The following is a 16274-nucleotide window of genomic DNA, read 5'->3' as shown; positions in this document are numbered from 1 at the left end:
TTGGTGGACCAGTTTGCCGCGGAATGAGTGGACTACTATGTGCGGAATATCCAGTTGCAGGGCTAATCTCGAATACTGCATTTGAAACATCAAGCTGGCAGGCGGTAGTAGCATCCTTTACCTGAATGAGTGATGTCGTTGAAGGATTATTCGGAACACTCCATGTGTAATTATTCGCTGCAACATTGGAAGCAATCGCTGTCCAGCTGGTTCCGTTATTTACCGAATATGAAATATTAAATACACCCGATGTTCCGACCGGTGTCCATGTAATTAGTTGTGACGATAAGCCCTGCCATACCTCACCCCCGTTCGGGCTTGTAATATTAATTGGCAACTGCAGCGTAATATAATTGTCGCTCCGGTCTTGCTTGGTGGTATCGTTATGATCACGCACACGCACGTAAACAGTACTTGAGTTTATCATGGGTACCGTCCAGTCGTACTGCTTATTGGTAATATTCAGGTTACTCGCTACTGATGACCAGATAGTTCCGCCATCAAGTGAATACGCGATATCCCAGTAATTGGAAACTCCGGTACAATTCCATTTTATGGTGTATGTCTGACAACCGTAAAGAAGCTGACCACCATTGGGTTGTGTTATCGTAACAGACTGGGACATAAGTCCAAGGCTCATAAACAGAGCGGACAAGGATAAAATTAATCGTTTCATTATAGTTTGATATTTTGAAAAGGAGGTGTCTGTAATTTGTATTCCTGATTATTATCAGCACGCCAAATATACAAATTTCTTAAAACCAATAAAATATGAAACGCTTTGAATGTATTCGAAATATTTCAATTCATTGATTTACTTAAACTTAATTCAACATTAACCGATCTTTTTTCAAAACATTAACTTATAAAAAAAAGCAGATAAAATCGTGCTTTGAAAAGAGGTACCTCCACAATGACAAAAACCAATGTTAAATTAAGGATGAAATACTTCAGTTATTTTCAACAATTCCGCAATTGATTTTTCTTCAAATCCAAGTAACATTTCTATTTCTGAACCCAGAATGAAACTTTTAACACAAGCCCACACCCGGCTTTTTAATACAGACATAATCGGGTCTTTTGGCGGTTGATTGTCGGATATGTTCAGTATTACTTTTGTATTTTCCTCTGCTTATAAAGGAAAATCAAGGATAATTTATTGCGAAAAACTAAAATTACTATAACCGACACGAATGAAAAAAGCACTACTACCCCTACTCCTGCTTATTTTTAATATTATCACATCCGCTCAGGTTGTCAATTACACTTTCACCAAAACCAACGGTACCTATTCCTCCATATCGGGAGGTACACTAATATTGAGCGGAACTTCGGCAATGGATAATGCAGTATCTGCAGCCATTACCATCCCATCGTTTTATTTTGGAACAACCTATTACACTACAGCTTACGTTACTACCAATGGTTTATTGACTTTAGGCGGAACGGCTCCTTCAAGTACAATCTACACCGGCATCAGCTCAACTACGGGTTCGGGCTTTGCAATCTGCCCTTTTAGTGCGGACCTTGATAGGGTAAACTCCAATGCAAACTCTGAAATTCGCTGGCAAACCATTGGCAACGAAATCATTTTCCAATGGAAACAAATGAAAAGAAAAGGGCTCACTGAAAGTTTCGATTTTCAGGTGAGACTCAATACTTCCAATGGAAGTATTGCTTTTGTATATCAACTTAACTCCGGTCCGGCGAGTGCCACAACCTATCAACCCGAAGTTGGTATTCGAACATCAACAACAGATTACAACAACCGCCTGGTCAGCACTGGTAATGAAACATGGAACGCCTCTTTAGCGGGAACCGCCAAAGACAGCAAATGCAGGTTTACATCCACATCACCAGCCAAGGCATTTAGCAGTGGGCTGACATACACCTTCGCTCCTGCACCCCAATGTTCAGGTTCTCCAAACGGAGGAACAGCCAGCACAACGGTCAATGCAGGAATATGCTCTGCAAACACAAAGCTTTTTCTCACAGGTCATACCAATTCTTTTGGCATCTCAAAACAGTGGCAGTCAAGCACTGATGGTGTGAACTGGACAGATATCTCATTGGCCACTGCCGACTCCGCTTTGGTTAACGGTATTTCAATTACAACTCAGTTCCGCTGCCGCGTAATGTGTAATAACAGCGGACTCTTTTCGTATTCCACACCAACAACGGTTACTATTACCAATATCGGTCCATCTGCAACTGTATCAACAACCAATGCTTTAGTGTGCAATGGAACCGGAAGTATCACCGTTAATAATACATCCAACGTTATTGTAAATACAGATTTTTCGTCGCAACCCGTGGGGACACTGATTAATGGAAATGCCTCTATCACAAGTCAGTATTGCCAGCTTACACCGAATACAACCTGGCAAAAAGGTTCGGTTGTGTTTTTTAATGGCTGCAATATTAATTCTACAAGTGAAGTACTTGAATGCGACATGCTGATTGGTGGTGGGACTTATGCCGACGGACTCAGCATCAGCTTCGGACCTATCCTGACAAGCTCAAATTATGGAGAAACCGGCGACCCGGCAGGCCTTGTAGTATCGTTTGATACTCATGATAATGGAAGTCAGCCCCGCGGAACCTATATTTACTGGCAGCCTACCGCGGGCTCAGAAGTGCCGACACCGCTCACCCAAAATACGACTGCAGGTGCATTCTTTCGGACAAATACCTGGCAGCATGTCGTACTTACCATCTCTTCTTTGAATAAATTAACGCTTAAGGTAGGAAGTACCACCGTTTTTGCTGACTACGCTCTTCCTGCGGCCTTTAGCTCTGCAAATAAAAGCACCTGGAGCTGGGCTCTTTCCGGTAGAACGGGTTCCCTTTCAGATTCTCATTTGATTGACAATATCTCCATTAACGCCTATGCACAGTATGAATATTCCATCAACGGTACGAGTTGGCAAAGCAGTAATATATTTAATGTACCCGCAGGAACTTATTCAGTGTATGTAAGAAATACGTCCGCAACAGCAAATATTTCCACTTTCGGGCCTTATGTTATAACAGCGCCTGCTCCTGCAGCTCCCGGTTTTATTGCCTCACCGTCTCTTTGCAGTCACTCCCTGCCTGCAACACTGAGTGTAAACGCACAGACCGGCTGCACCGTTGACTGGTATTCCGCAGCTACCGGTGGTACTTTATTACAAAGCGGTTCAACAACGTATTCGGCAAATACTGCCGGAACTTATTATGCTTGTTCCCGGACTAACTCAGGTGGATGCCCCAGTGCATCACGCACACCGGTTACATTAACGGTGATTCCGGATGTTGTTCCTGCTGTGAGTATCAGCTCTGTTGAAACGGCCTTTTGTGAAAGCGCCACGGCAAATATCACCTCAACTGTTACCAATGGCGGAACAAATACAATCTATTCGTGGAGCGTAAATGGCGTGGCTGTCGGATCCGGAGGTTCATCCTATTCCTTTGTACCGGCCGATAACGATATTGTAAGCTGCTCAATTGTTTCTTCTGAAGGATGCACCGTGAGTAACACAGCAGTTTCAAACAATCTGGAGGTAACGCTGATTCATCCCGACACTACGGGACTTACTTCCGGCGATTTCGTTTGGGTGGGAACAACGAATATTTATTGGGACAATACCGCAAACTGGCTGCAATATAACGGCAACAATGAATTTACCCCTGCCACCCTTAAGCCAAGCCTGTCTGATAACGTCTATATCAGGAAAAACGGACAGTGCTTTGCAACGGCTCCACTTGTAACTATCGGAACCGAAACCTGTAAAGATTTTAAAGTTTGTCCGGGCAACTCACTTACGTTCACCGGCTCAGGAACACTTGACGTTTCAGGAAACTGGTTAAATTACGGTACTTTTAATGCAGGCAGTGGAACGGTGAATTTTGTCGGCGCTGCAAGCCAGAAGATAATGGCAGGTGCAAGCAGTTTCAATAACGTGAATTTCAATAGTTCATTTGATAGTGCCGCCAGTTTTATAATTGACGGACCTATGAATATAAACGGTCATGCACAATTCACAAATGGCATTGTCGGATTTGCAAATAATGGAACGTTGAATTTTACTGACGGTTCAAGCAGCGACGGCGGTTCCGCAACAGGGTTTGTAAATGGAACCGTAACGAAAACAGGCAATGACGACTTTATTTTTCCTGTGAGCACAATAGGTTTTAACAACGACAAGATATGGGCACCTGTTGAAATAGCCGCACCACAAGAGGCAGCAGACGAGTTCTCCTGTACCTACTATTTCTCACCGGCTCCCGATTTCAATAACACCGCTGAATTTTGCGATCCCGCGACACTCCTCTGGGCGAGCGGAGTTGAATATTGGGACCTCCACCGGGCAAACGGCACTTCAACACCCGACGTTACCTTATTCTGGAAAGATATACAGCGCAGCGGAATTTCCGATGTAACAGATTTGGTTGTTGCTCACTATGGTGACTGTAACGGCAGCCAGAAATGGGAAGCGATGAACAGCACACTCAACCTTGTCGGAGGTTCGAACGGCTCAATAACTGCAAGCGGTTTTACTTCCTACAGCCCACTCACGTTTGGCAGCAAAAGCGGCGGAAATCCATTACCGGTGAAGTTACTCAGCTTTTCAGGAGAGTGTAATAATGGTACCGTTAACCTTAGTTGGCTTACCGCAACAGAAACAAATAACGATTTCTTCACGGTTGAACGAAGCGCTGATGCTACAAACTGGGAAACTGTTACTGTAGTTAAAGGCGCAGGAAACAGCAATCAAGTATTATCGTATTCCGGAATTGATGAATTTCCTTTAGACGGCACATCGTACTACCGTCTTAAACAAACCGATTTTGATGGCAAATTTGAAATCTTCGACGCTGTAGTGTCCGACTGTGGTAATTCATATCAGTCCAATGTTGATTACTACCCCAATCCATTCTCGTCAGAAGTGCTGATGAACATTGACAATCTGGTGAATGGTCATGGTGCCATTAAAATATTTGATGTTCTTGGAAATCAGGTGTACGCGAAAGCCCTTTCAAACAATGACCTTAAAGGAGGCAAATTTGTAATGAGGCTAACCGGCCTGCCTTCAGGTATGTACTTCATGGAATTCAGCACAGGCAAGAGTTCCAGAACTACCAAGATGATGAAGAAATAGCAAAAACTCAGGTTCCGGCTATCTAACACAACGGCAATTATGCTTATTGCCGTCTTTCTGGTTGAAAATGAAATCATAGTAAGTGGCATACAACGTCCCATAAGCAGTTCCACCGCTGGTTCCGTAACACTCCAAATCTATGCTTGATAATGGCGTGATTCCATCTACAACGGGAATGCTGGTAAGTTGATTGAACGTACCACTACTATTGGTATTATACGACGGTGAATAAACGGTAGTACCATCCACATATTTGAAAGCAAGTCGAAAATACGCCTGCGCACTTGAATAGGAAGGACTGCAGTAACCATATATTCTGACTGCATTTAAAATGAAAGCATCGCCGGGCGCCATAGGTGTCATAGTGGCAACCACTGTCCATGTTGTGTTTGCAGTATTTCCTGTAACAGATTTCTCGCTGTATGGCCAGAAAACAGTAACGCCGCCGTTAAACCATTTACCATCATTCAGTTTTACTGAAATGTAATTCTGGTTATTCGGATAATAGGCATTCATGGAAAGTGATTTCGTCCACAATGTATCGGAGGCAGTTGTGCTTCCAAAGAAATAAGAGATTTCATCGTAGGTCGGTATGCGCCAATCCGTATGCCCGCCATAATTCAGCGTATCGCAATAACTCACCGCCTCGCTCATGGTTAATTTGTACGGTGATACACTGCTGAGCATGGAAGGTATCCCGCAGCAACCACCACCACCGCCAAGTCCTGCTACCTGTGCGTCAACATACGCTTTGTTCGCAGCATCCGGGTTTTGTGTACACAGCGCCAGATTTGTAATTTTCTTGTTGGTCATATCGAGTTGCTTATTGGCCGGATTCGGAAATAATTGCAACCAACGGGGAGAAGCCGGAGTACCGCTGTTATAATAATACGATGTATCGGAAGTGCCATTCAGCAACATCACCATAAGACCCGATGCAGGTAAGCTGACATTGGCAAGGCTGCTTACACGCGGTATCAATATTCCTTTGTCGGTAGCAGTAACATCGAGCATAGCCGAAGGATCGGCCACTGCGCCGTTGGTGTTTACGCCCATTCCCTGCCCAAAAGCATTGATGTACATCAGCACGATGCCGGAACACAATACTATTATTTTTCTCATTTGATGACTCTCCTATTATTTTTTTAATATCACAAAAATAATCAAATACAGGCTCGAAATTCCAATTAAATATTTATGATATCTTTGTTTACCGTCAAAATCACCATGCAAGATATTATTTCATGGTTCAGTAAACATTCAACCGGGCATGGATAATTTCAGCTAAGACTGATAACAGCGTTTATTTATGAAACAACGAATTGCAGCAATCATAAAGTTCTTTCTGAAGGTCATCATCATTGTTTTTGTTACGCTTATACTTTTTGAATGCAGTTACAGATGGTACGTCATCGATTTTTACAGCTTTTCGTGGAAAGGCTTAAATTCACCGGAGAATCGCAGCAAAGAAAATGTTGACCTGTTGGTTTTTGGCGATTCCTTTTCGGCAAACGACCATGGATATGTTTCGTGTTTACAGAAGCTCTGCCCGGGAAAAGTCATTGTAAATGCATCAAGCGCGGGCATCGGAATCAAGCAGGTGAATTTGTTTGCATCCAAAAGAATCAAACAGGCAAATCCAAAAGCAATTCTGTATCAGGTTTATGTCGGCAACGACCTTATTGATGTTCAAAATCTGAGTAACTGGAAAAGCATTTCAATCGTACGAAACCTCTATTGGAAAATTACGAATCAATTCATGTCAATCAGCTATTTGAACCAGCGCATGGGAGCATTGCGCAAGCATGAAACAACGAAATCACTTCATTTAGATGAACATTTTTCAAAAGAACTCTATGATAAACGCACAACACTATTTATTAAAGCCGATACTGAATCTATTGAAAAATCAGTAACTCTAAAAGATGATTTTTTGAAACGATATCTGGTATGGAAAGATGAACTTGAAGTACTTTTGGAGAAAATTCCGTTGACTACAAAAGTCTACATCGCATTTATTCCGCACTGTGCGCAAATAAATGATTTCTATATTAAAAACATGACCGAGCTGGGAGCAACATTTTCCGATAATAATAATTTCAGTAAAACCGATTATGCATTTTTTGAATATGCCAGGAATGACTTTAAAGGAAATACGAATGTTGTGTTTCTGAATCCTCTGACTTTTTTCAAAGAAACCGATACTGCGAACTACAGGTTGTATTATGAGAATGACCCCCACTTTAATGAGCATGGGAATTCGGAATTTGCCCGCTACCTCAAACCACTAATTTTTAACGAATAAATGTTCATACTCGGAATATCGGCATTTTATCACGATTCGGCAGCATGTCTGCTGAAAGACGGTATCCTTGTATCGGCGGCAGAAGAGGAACGGTTTACCCGAAAAAAGAATGATAATTCATTCCCGATAAACGCCATTAGATTTTGTTTGAAAGATTCAAAAATTGATATCACAAACATCGACCTGATTGTATTTTACGAAAAGCCTTTTCTGAAATTCGATCGCATACTGAATTCCATTCAACGCACAGCCCCTGTGGCATTCAATTTATTTCGTGAGTCAATTCAGTCGTGGCTGAAAGTTAAATTATGGATACCTTCTCTGATTAAAGAAAAACTGAATTACAAGGGTGAAATCATCTTTTCAGAACATCACGAAGCACATGCTGCCGCAGCGTTCTTCACTTCCCCCTTCAGCGAAAGCGCCGTCATTACGATTGATGGTGTGGGCGAAAAAGCCTGTACTACAATTGCGAAAGGACAACACAATCATGTTACTATTCTAAAGGAGCAGCACTATCCGCATTCGTTTGGTTTGTTTTATAGCGCATTTACACAATATTGCGGTTTTAAAATAAACTCAGGCGAATACAAACTTATGGGGTTGGCGCCTTACGGGAATCCTGTTTACAAAGAATTGATTCTTGAAAAAATAATTTCAATTTCACATGCGGGTGAAGTTAAACTGAACTTGAAATACTTCTCTTTTGATAAAGGCAAATCAACCATCAATAAAGCGTTTTGCAACATTTTTAATATGCGTGAAAGGACTGAAAATGAAGAAATGAGCACGTTCTATAAAGATATTGCAAGCTCGGTTCAGTCTATTGCCGATGATTTTATCATTTCAATTGCCACACATGCAAAAGAAATCACGGCATCTGATAATCTTTGTCTGGCGGGCGGTGTGGCGCTTAATTGTAAAGCGAATGGCAATCTTTTGTACGAACAAGTTTTTAAAAACGTATGGGTGCAGCCGGCAGCCGGCGACAGCGGAGCATCCGTGGGTGCAGGTTACATTGGCTGGAATCACTACCTGAACAAAAAACGAATACCTGTAGAAAACACGCTTCCTAAACAGGCATTTCTGGGAATAGAATACACCATCGATGAAATAGACGCGTGCTTAAAGCACTTCCAAATCAATTTCTCCACTCTTGATGATGATGAATTGTGCAATGAGGTTTCAGCACAACTGATTGATAAAAAAATTGCAGGCTGGTTTCAAGGCCGAATGGAATTTGGCCCCCGCGCATTGGGCAACCGAAGCATTCTGGCAAGTCCTCTTTTCGAGGATATGAAACAGCACCTGAATATGAGAATCAAGCAGCGTGAAGGATTCAGGCCGTTTGCGCCTATTGTACTGGAAGAATATGCACACGAATGGTTTACCGGAATAGGCGTATCAAAATACATGTCATTTACCTTTAAAAGCAGTAAGAAAAATGTAATTCCGTCTTGTATTCATGAAGATGAAACAGCCAGGGTTCAGACGTTATCAAAAAATGACCACCCATTATTGCATAAACTAATAAGTGTTTTCAAACAAAAAACCGACTGCCCTGTCCTGATAAATACATCTTTCAATGTGAGAGGCGAACCCATCATTGCATCACCCACCGAGGCCTTGAAATGCTTTTTTCAAACCGATATGGATGTTTTGGTGCTGGGAAATAACCTGATAACCAAGAAAGAAAACAGCAAGGTTCATGCAGAACTCACAAAAAAGGAAACGTATGAGCTGGATTAAAGAAGCAATGAACGAGGCAAAACAGCATAGCGAAAAGCGTTCTAAACAAAAGCAATTTGGTTTTTTACTGCTGGCATTGTTAATTGCGGCACTCGCTTATGCGATGTGGAAAAACGGCTTCGTCTTCAACGAAAAGCAGATGATGCTGAGCGGTTCAGCAATGGTTGTGGCAGCGATTACAATGTTTTACTCAAAATTTTATTATCCGCTTTTGTTTGTCTGGCTGCTCATCGGAAACATTTCAGGCATATTTTCATCGTTTATTATTTTTGTGATTATTTACTTTTCAATCATTACACCTATAGCTTTGTTTACGCGCTTAATAAAAAGTGACAGCCGAAAAAATATCGGCTGGATTGTGAAAAAGAACATCATCGATTACAGAAAATTATCATAGATACAGATGAAGAAAACAGGGATTTTTCTGGAATTATTGAAATTCATGATGCAACAAAAAAAATACTGGCTGATTCCGGTTATCATTGTGCTCGTTGTATTGGGCATTCTGGTATCATTTTCCGCCGGTTCTGTGCTTTCGCCTTTCGTGTATTCACTATTTTAAAATAAAAACCAAGCACAATTTGTACTGCCTATCCGCATTTTGTGAGCACTAAATGAAAATAACAAGCATGATTGAAGTACTAAAAAACGCGGTCTCCTTAATACGTATCAAGCATTGGCTCAAAAACGGATTTGTGTTTTTGCCGGTGTTCTTTGCCGGAAAAATTCAACTGGTTCTCAGTTGTGATTTGTTGTATGTATTCCTTTCGTTCTGTCTGGCAGCTTCCTCTATTTATATTATTAATGATATTGTTGATGCCGATGAAGACAGGCTCCATCCCGTTAAAAAGAACAGACCTCTCGCCAACAAATTTTTCTCTAAAAAAGTAGCTGTAGTATTTTTCATTATTATGGTTATGCTGTTTCTTGCTTCACTTACCTTGCTTCACGATGCATTTTGGTACCCGCTTGGTTATTTTCTGCTCAACATACTTTACACATTCTTGCTTAAAAACATCAGCATTGTTGATGTATCAAGTATTGGCACTGGATTCGTATTACGCGTTATGGCCGGTGGCGCGGAATCAGGCGTTTATGTCTCACACTGGATGATTATCATGACCTTCCTGCTGGCGGTTTCCATCGGGTTTGCTAAACGCCGCGACGATTTTACGTCTGTCGCCGAACAGGCATCATCACCTAAATTATTGAATGGGTACACGGCCGGCTTTCTGGATATCGCCAAAAGCATTTCATTTGCCATCACCCTGATTTCATATATTTTATATTCCATTTCGCCCGAAGTAATCGCACGCACCGGCTCAGATAAACTGTATATTACATCGCTCTTTGTTTTTCTGGGAATCATGCGCTACATTCAAATTACTGTGGTAGACAAAAACTCGGGCTCACCGGTAGACGTTCTTTGGAAAGACCGCTTTTTACAAATTGTATTATTGCTCTGGGGATTAACGTTTCTTATCATTATCTATGGCAAAGATTTCTAACTGGGGAATGTTTCCCGAAATAGAAGCAGAGCAAATTGCTCATGACCGCTATGCTGAAATAGCAGCACTCGTGAAGCGTTCCGATGTAATCATCGCCCGGGGCAATGGTCGCTGCTATGGCGACAGCTCTTTGCAAACAACCATATTCTCTACGCTGAAACTACATAAATTTCTTTCGTTTGATGCGGAATCCGGAGTAATACACTGCGAAGCAGGTGTTTTGCTAAGCGATATCTTGGAGGTGATAGTGCCCAAAGGTTTTTTCCTGCCTGTAACTCCCGGCACCAAACTGATTACCATAGGAGGCGCCGTCGCATCCAACATTCATGGCAAGAACCACCATACCGAAGGCGCTATCTCTAAGTATGTTGAAGCCATCGTGCTGCTTACTGAAAATGGCGAAATCCTGAAATGTACATCATCAGAAAACAACAAACTGTTTTCTGAAACCAATGGCGGAATGGGATTAACAGGCATCATCCTGAGTGTTACACTGCGTTTAAAAAAAATAGAATCCGCATACATCCGTCAAAAAACTATCAAAGCAAAAAATATAGATGAACTGCTTGCGTATTTTGAAAAATACAAACAGTATACGTATTCCGTTGCCTGGATCGATTGTATGATGAAAGGCAATAGCGCCGGTCGCTCGATTTTGATGTTGGGAGAACATGCCCTGCGCTCTGAGTTAAATCAAAAAAAAGCAGCGGAACCTTACAGAATTAAGAAAACTAACCAACTGAATATTCCCTTTATTCTTCCTTCTTTTGTGCTGAGTAGAATTGCCATGAAGGCATTCAACTTCCTCTTTTACAACAAACAGTTGAAGTTTGAGGCTGACAATCTCATTCATTACGAACCGTATTTTTATCCGCTTGACGCGATTCGTAACTGGAACCGTATCTACGGAAAAAACGGAATCATTCAATATCAGTTCGTGATCCCTTTTGAAAAAGGGAAAGAAGGATTAGACAGCATTCTCTCTACAATACAAAAATCGGGATGTGCTTCATTTTTAGCGGTGTTGAAAACATTCGGTCCTGCAGAACAAAATGTGTCACCCCTTTCGTTCCCTGCTGAAGGTTATACACTTGCAATGGATTTCAAAGTGAGTAAACGGGCATTTGACCTCTGCGAAAAACTTGATGAAATAGTGATAGCGTGCGGTGGTCGCGTGTACCTTACCAAAGATGCACGTATGAAAAAAGACACTTTTTTAAAAAGTTATAATACGAACCCGGCACCTTCTGCAAAATTCAGTTCATTGCAGTCGCAAAGGCTCGGAATAACACAACCAGCATGAGAACGCTACTGATACTTGGATCCAATTCTGACGTCGGAAAAGCATGTGCTTACCGATATGCACGAGAGAATTTTAATATTCTACTGGCATCCAGAACCATTGATGAATTTCAAACAGCTCTCGCATCCGATGTGTCAATACGGTATAATGTTACCACAGAGAATGTGTATTTTGATGCATTAAAAACAGAATCGCACAATGATTTCTATAATAAGCTGAAGATAAAACCCGATGTGGTAATATCTGCTTTCGGATATTTGGGAAATCAGACCAGAGCCATGTCCGATTCCTCAGAGGCTGCACTGATAATCAACACTAACTTTAACGCCAGCATTTCCATACTCAGCATTGTTGCAAATGATATGGAAAGACGCAAGGCAGGAACAATTATAGGCATTTCATCGGTTGCAGGCGAAAGAGGTCGCAAAGGAAATTACATATATGGAGCATCAAAAGCGGGTGTCACAACATTTTTATGTGGGCTGAGGACTAGACTTGCCCCTGCCGGTGTGCATGTTGCGACCATTAAACCCGGTTTTATCAAGACAAAAATGACGGAAGGATTGAATACACCTGAGATACTTACAGCCTCACCCGGCCGGGTTGCCGATGCTATCTGGAAAGCATATCGCCGAAGAAAAAAGGTGACGTACGTACTTCCGGTTTGGAGGTTTATCATGTGGATTATCAGAAATATGCCCGAAGCATTGCTGCAAAAAACGAATGTATGAAACAAAAAGACGCGGCATTTTTTGACTTCGACGGCACCATCACGTCCAAAGATTCATTTATTGAATTCATCAGATTTACGCATGGAAGTGCCGGGCTCGCATTATGCGTACTTCTGAACCTGCCCTATATACTGTTATTTTTATTACGATGTTATCCGGGCCACAGACTGAAAGAACGCTTTTTCGCCTTCTTCTTTAAAAACGATTCGGAAAAAGAACTGCTTGAACTGGGCAAAACATTCAGCAAAGAGTACCTTCCGAAACTGGTATTTCCGGAAGCGATGAAAAAAATATCATGGCACAAAGAACAGGGACATGATATATATATTGTTACGGCCTCCTCGTCTATATGGCTGAATGCCTGGTGTGAAGAGCATGGACTAAAACTTATTTCTACAGAATTTGAGATAGAAAACAATAAATACACCGGCAAAATATCGGGCAAGAACTGCTTCGGAAAAGTAAAGGCTGAACGGATATCGGAAATCATTGATAATTGTGACATAACATACGCTTATGGCAATGGACGTTCCGACAAGCATTTTCTGAAACTGGCAACGCATCCTTATAATCATGCCCTGAACGGTGAGAATCATGAGAACGACACCTTTAACACACTCATTTTTTTCCTTATAATCATTGCGTCCATTGCACTGCGCTTTTTTCATTTCGGAGAAGCCATTGACGACCCTCACGGCTGGCGGCAATGCGACACAGCCAATTATATCAGAGATTTTTACCGAAACGGCGTGGATTTCTTTCATCCCGCGGTATGTTGGATGGGTGGATACAAAACACTTATTCTTGAGTTTCCGCTACCCGAAGCCCTTGTTGCTTGGCTATCACATATTTTCGGCCCCAGTCATGCACTTGCCAGATGTGTGTTTCTGTTCTTCTTCTGTGGTGGAGTCTATTACTTCTATAAAATCTGCAAACTCTTTCTAGAAAAGCAAACGTCACGCCTCGCAACTATCATTTACACATTCTTACCACTGTCCTATTACTATTCAAGAGCATTGCACATTGATTATTTTGCACTGTCATTTGCTTTCGCGATGTTCTATTATTATGCTGTTGGAATAAAAGAACAACAGCTGCGTAAAATTATTTTCGGAAGTGTTTTTGCAACTATTGCCTTCCTCGTTAAAGCTCCGTATGCAGTCTGTTTTGCATTGCCGCTTCTGTATATTATTATTCAAGGGAAACAAGGACGCTTCTGTTTGAAACGGGCAGTGCTCTTTTTAGTTCCTATGGTATTATTCGTGTTGTGGATCAGGCAGTCGGCAATTATTAATGCACAGGCTCCCGACTGGTACTTTATTCCGGGTTACCGTAAGTTTGATGATAATACCCGGTGGTATTTTGGTGCCTTCGAACACCGTTTTATAGTAAGAAGTTGGATTGCACTGCGCGAAAGGCTCTTGCACGACCTTACCTCAGGCATGGTCGGCACCATACTGCTTGTTGCGGGCATCCTTGCTTCCGTTTTTAGAAAAAAACTTACCCTGCTTTGGCTATGGTTTCTGGGTGTAGTTATTTATATGCTGATATTTTTCAACCTGAACGTACTTCATAACTACTATCAAATTCCATTTGTTCCGGTGTTTGCTATTTTCATGGCAATTGGAATTAGCTTTATCTCCGGACTCATTCCTCCGAAAAAGGTCAAACCGGTTTTAGTCACCTTATTATCGGTCGTACTTATATACAGCTGTATTCGCTTTTCCGAAAAGCATTTTTTTACGATAGAAAAACAACATCAAATCATCGCCAAGAACATTGAAGACAATACCCGGCAAAATGATTTAATTATAGTCACTTACGGCGGGCTTTCGGTTCACTGCCCCCTGATTCTTTACCGGGCTGACCGGAACGGATGGTCAGTACCGGAAGCAGTCCTGACCCCTGCAATTATTTATAATCTTATGAAAGAAGGCTGCAGCACACTTGCCTATGTCGGTTACCAACTTCCGGTTAGTGAAACAGGAACATACCTGAGCCGGTTTAAGATACAGGACAATCTGCTGCCCGACGGTTCACACCTGTTTCTGGTCAACCTCCGCTCAAATGTCTTAAAAAGTCTGTAAGCATTTTATTATACTCATCTGCTGTGAATTAATTTATCTTTCATAGTTACCCTCATCATTTCTCATACGACAATCAACCTGTTTAATTCAGGATAATTGACGGTTGATACCGTTTTGCCGCAGCAGTAACTTTAAAGATTAGAGATTTTTGAATGGCGTTATTAATTGAAGAAATAAATTTAATCGGCACGCATGCCCCGTTATTTACAATCTTTAGTTAACTAACTAAATCTTAACAAATGAACAGGACATACATGAAAACGCGGTCACAGTTTAAGTTCATGGTCACCGGTCTGTTTGTATTCGCAGGATGTGCCGAGACTTCCACTGTTGAGGTTCGTAATAATCAATATGCCATTGACAACATTTTAAAAGCCCGGGAAGCGGTCTGCCCGATCAGTATCACCCAGGCCGAAGGCACATCGGGCAATACCGCATTTGTAGAGACCCGGCAGGCAACAGTTGAAGATACGGTGATTACAGCTTCTGCAAAGCCATACAAAGCTCATAAAAAGTCGGCGCTTCGCTCTGACCTTGATTCCATTACAAAGATGCTGGAAGCGCTGATAGACAAAAGCGCTGCGCACAAAGCGGTTAAACAAACAGACAGCATGGCCGTTAAGGTAATGAAGAAGACAATTGTTGCCGATACCTTCCTTAGGGCTGAAGCCGGTAAAGTTGTTTCATTTGAAGCCGGTTGCGAAAACGGATACCCCTTGTTGAGCTGGTCGGCCACACCCGGAATGATGATTAAATCATATACGGTTGAGCGCAGCACAGATTTGAAAAACTGGGCTACTGCCGCCACCCTCGACGGGCAATGCAGCGGAAACCGCCTTACGAAATTCGCCGTTACAGATGAGTACTATTCGGAATCAAGGGTTTATTACCGCCTCAAGCAATCGGATAAAAACGGAAATATCACTGTTTTACCCTGTGTTGAAGCAAGCTGTCAGGAAAGCATGAAACTGGATGTCGGCTATTTCCCGAATCCCTGCCGCGACAATTTATTGGTATCCATTAAAAATGCAATTGCCAAAACTGCCACCATTCATATGTTTGACCGAAATAATAAAATGGTACTCGTAAAAGCTGTTTCAGAAGAAGATGTGCAGCGCGGTGGCACTGTACTGAATATCTTCAGTCTGAAACCGGGAACCTATACGCTGGAGTTTATCTCCGGCAGGTCAATAAAATCAATGACTGTGGTGAAAACAGGCTGATTCATGCTGCTAATTGGTAATTAACAACTACTCTTTGCGTCTTTCCGAGAGCGTATATTAATTAGTTAATTTGAAAATTAGTCCATTTGAAAATAAATTACCCAGTCCATTTTTCGGGTAGCTTAGTCCTTTTTCTCACAAGCGAAGTCCATCATTCCTGATGCTTAGTCCTTTTTCTCACAAGCGAAGTCCATCATTCCTGATGCTTAGTCCATTTTCTCACAAGC

The 16274-nt window shown here is 41.9% G+C and carries 12 protein-coding genes; 10 read left to right on the top strand and 2 right to left on the bottom strand.

Features of this window, described 5'->3' with window-relative positions; genetic code table 11:
* A partial coding sequence (locus tag WCM76_15440; GenBank protein ID MEI6767024.1) for a hypothetical protein occupies positions 1-676 on the bottom strand: 676 nt, incomplete at its 3' end.
* A gap of 517 nt (positions 677-1193) precedes the next feature.
* Here WCM76_15440 and WCM76_15435 point away from each other — a divergent pair.
* Positions 1194-5141, top strand: coding sequence for a T9SS type A sorting domain-containing protein (locus tag WCM76_15435; GenBank protein MEI6767023.1), 3948 nt, complete (start codon positions 1194-1196; stop codon positions 5139-5141).
* Positions 5142-5159: 18 nt separating this feature from the next.
* Here WCM76_15435 and WCM76_15430 read toward each other — a convergent pair whose 3' ends face one another.
* Positions 5160-6263 (bottom strand): hypothetical protein, encoded by a 1104-nt coding sequence (locus WCM76_15430; GenBank protein ID MEI6767022.1) that lies wholly within the window; start codon positions 6261-6263, stop codon positions 5160-5162.
* 187 nt (positions 6264-6450) lie between these two features.
* Here WCM76_15430 and WCM76_15425 point away from each other — a divergent pair, with 187 nt between their 5' ends.
* The 9 genes from WCM76_15425 (at position 6451) to WCM76_15385 (ending at position 16047) form a co-directional block, all read left to right on the top strand.
* On the top strand, positions 6451-7446 hold the full coding sequence (locus WCM76_15425; protein ID MEI6767021.1) for a hypothetical protein: 996 nt from the start codon (positions 6451-6453) through the stop codon (positions 7444-7446).
* On the top strand, positions 7447-9195 hold the full coding sequence (locus WCM76_15420) for a carbamoyltransferase N-terminal domain-containing protein (GenBank protein ID MEI6767020.1): 1749 nt from the start codon (positions 7447-7449) through the stop codon (positions 9193-9195).
* Entirely contained in the window at positions 9182-9592 is a 411-nt protein-coding gene (locus WCM76_15415; protein ID MEI6767019.1) for a hypothetical protein, read from the top strand. The genes WCM76_15420 and WCM76_15415 overlap by 14 nt, the downstream gene beginning before the upstream one ends.
* A gap of 6 nt (positions 9593-9598) precedes the next feature.
* Entirely contained in the window at positions 9599-9757 is a 159-nt protein-coding gene (locus WCM76_15410) for a DUF5989 family protein (protein MEI6767018.1), read from the top strand.
* A 67-nt stretch (positions 9758-9824) separates the two neighbouring features.
* Positions 9825-10703, top strand: coding sequence for a UbiA prenyltransferase family protein (locus WCM76_15405; protein ID MEI6767017.1), 879 nt, complete (start codon positions 9825-9827; stop codon positions 10701-10703).
* Positions 10687-12006, top strand: coding sequence for an FAD-binding oxidoreductase (locus WCM76_15400; GenBank protein MEI6767016.1), 1320 nt, complete (start codon positions 10687-10689; stop codon positions 12004-12006). The genes WCM76_15405 and WCM76_15400 overlap by 17 nt, the downstream gene beginning before the upstream one ends.
* A complete protein-coding gene (locus WCM76_15395; GenBank protein MEI6767015.1) occupies positions 12003-12737 on the top strand; it encodes an SDR family oxidoreductase in 735 nt (244 codons plus the stop codon). The genes WCM76_15400 and WCM76_15395 overlap by 4 nt, the downstream gene beginning before the upstream one ends.
* Positions 12734-14824: an HAD-IB family hydrolase gene (locus WCM76_15390; protein MEI6767014.1), complete on the top strand. Its 2091-nt coding sequence runs from the start codon at positions 12734-12736 to the stop codon at positions 14822-14824. Before WCM76_15395 ends, WCM76_15390 begins: the two co-directional genes overlap by 4 nt.
* A gap of 239 nt (positions 14825-15063) precedes the next feature.
* Positions 15064-16047 (top strand): T9SS type A sorting domain-containing protein, encoded by a 984-nt coding sequence (locus tag WCM76_15385; protein ID MEI6767013.1) that lies wholly within the window; start codon positions 15064-15066, stop codon positions 16045-16047.
* Positions 16048-16274 lie beyond the last annotated feature (227 nt).

It is taken from the genome of Bacteroidota bacterium, from assembly GCA_037133915.1.
GTDB lineage: Bacteria > Bacteroidota > Bacteroidia > Bacteroidales > CAIWKO01 > JBAXND01.
This window is presented reverse-complemented; position numbering and strand designations above follow the sequence as displayed.

What these genes read in the sequence shown, in the direction of transcription:
- WCM76_15435 (MEI6767023.1), top strand. Translation starts at nt 1,194, where the DNA reads ATGAAAAAAGCACTACTACCCCTACTCCTGCTTATTTTTAATATTATC.
- WCM76_15430 (MEI6767022.1), bottom strand. Translation starts at nt 6,263, where the DNA reads ATGAGAAAAATAATAGTATTGTGTTCCGGCATCGTGCTGATGTACATC.
- WCM76_15425 (MEI6767021.1), top strand. Translation starts at nt 6,451, where the DNA reads ATGAAACAACGAATTGCAGCAATCATAAAGTTCTTTCTGAAGGTCATC.
- WCM76_15420 (MEI6767020.1), top strand. Translation starts at nt 7,447, where the DNA reads ATGTTCATACTCGGAATATCGGCATTTTATCACGATTCGGCAGCATGT.
- WCM76_15415 (MEI6767019.1), top strand. Translation starts at nt 9,182, where the DNA reads ATGAGCTGGATTAAAGAAGCAATGAACGAGGCAAAACAGCATAGCGAA.
- WCM76_15410 (MEI6767018.1), top strand. Translation starts at nt 9,599, where the DNA reads ATGAAGAAAACAGGGATTTTTCTGGAATTATTGAAATTCATGATGCAA.
- WCM76_15405 (MEI6767017.1), top strand. Translation starts at nt 9,825, where the DNA reads ATGATTGAAGTACTAAAAAACGCGGTCTCCTTAATACGTATCAAGCAT.
- WCM76_15400 (MEI6767016.1), top strand. Translation starts at nt 10,687, where the DNA reads ATGGCAAAGATTTCTAACTGGGGAATGTTTCCCGAAATAGAAGCAGAG.
- WCM76_15395 (MEI6767015.1), top strand. Translation starts at nt 12,003, where the DNA reads ATGAGAACGCTACTGATACTTGGATCCAATTCTGACGTCGGAAAAGCA.
- WCM76_15390 (MEI6767014.1), top strand. Translation starts at nt 12,734, where the DNA reads ATGAAACAAAAAGACGCGGCATTTTTTGACTTCGACGGCACCATCACG.
- WCM76_15385 (MEI6767013.1), top strand. Translation starts at nt 15,064, where the DNA reads ATGAACAGGACATACATGAAAACGCGGTCACAGTTTAAGTTCATGGTC.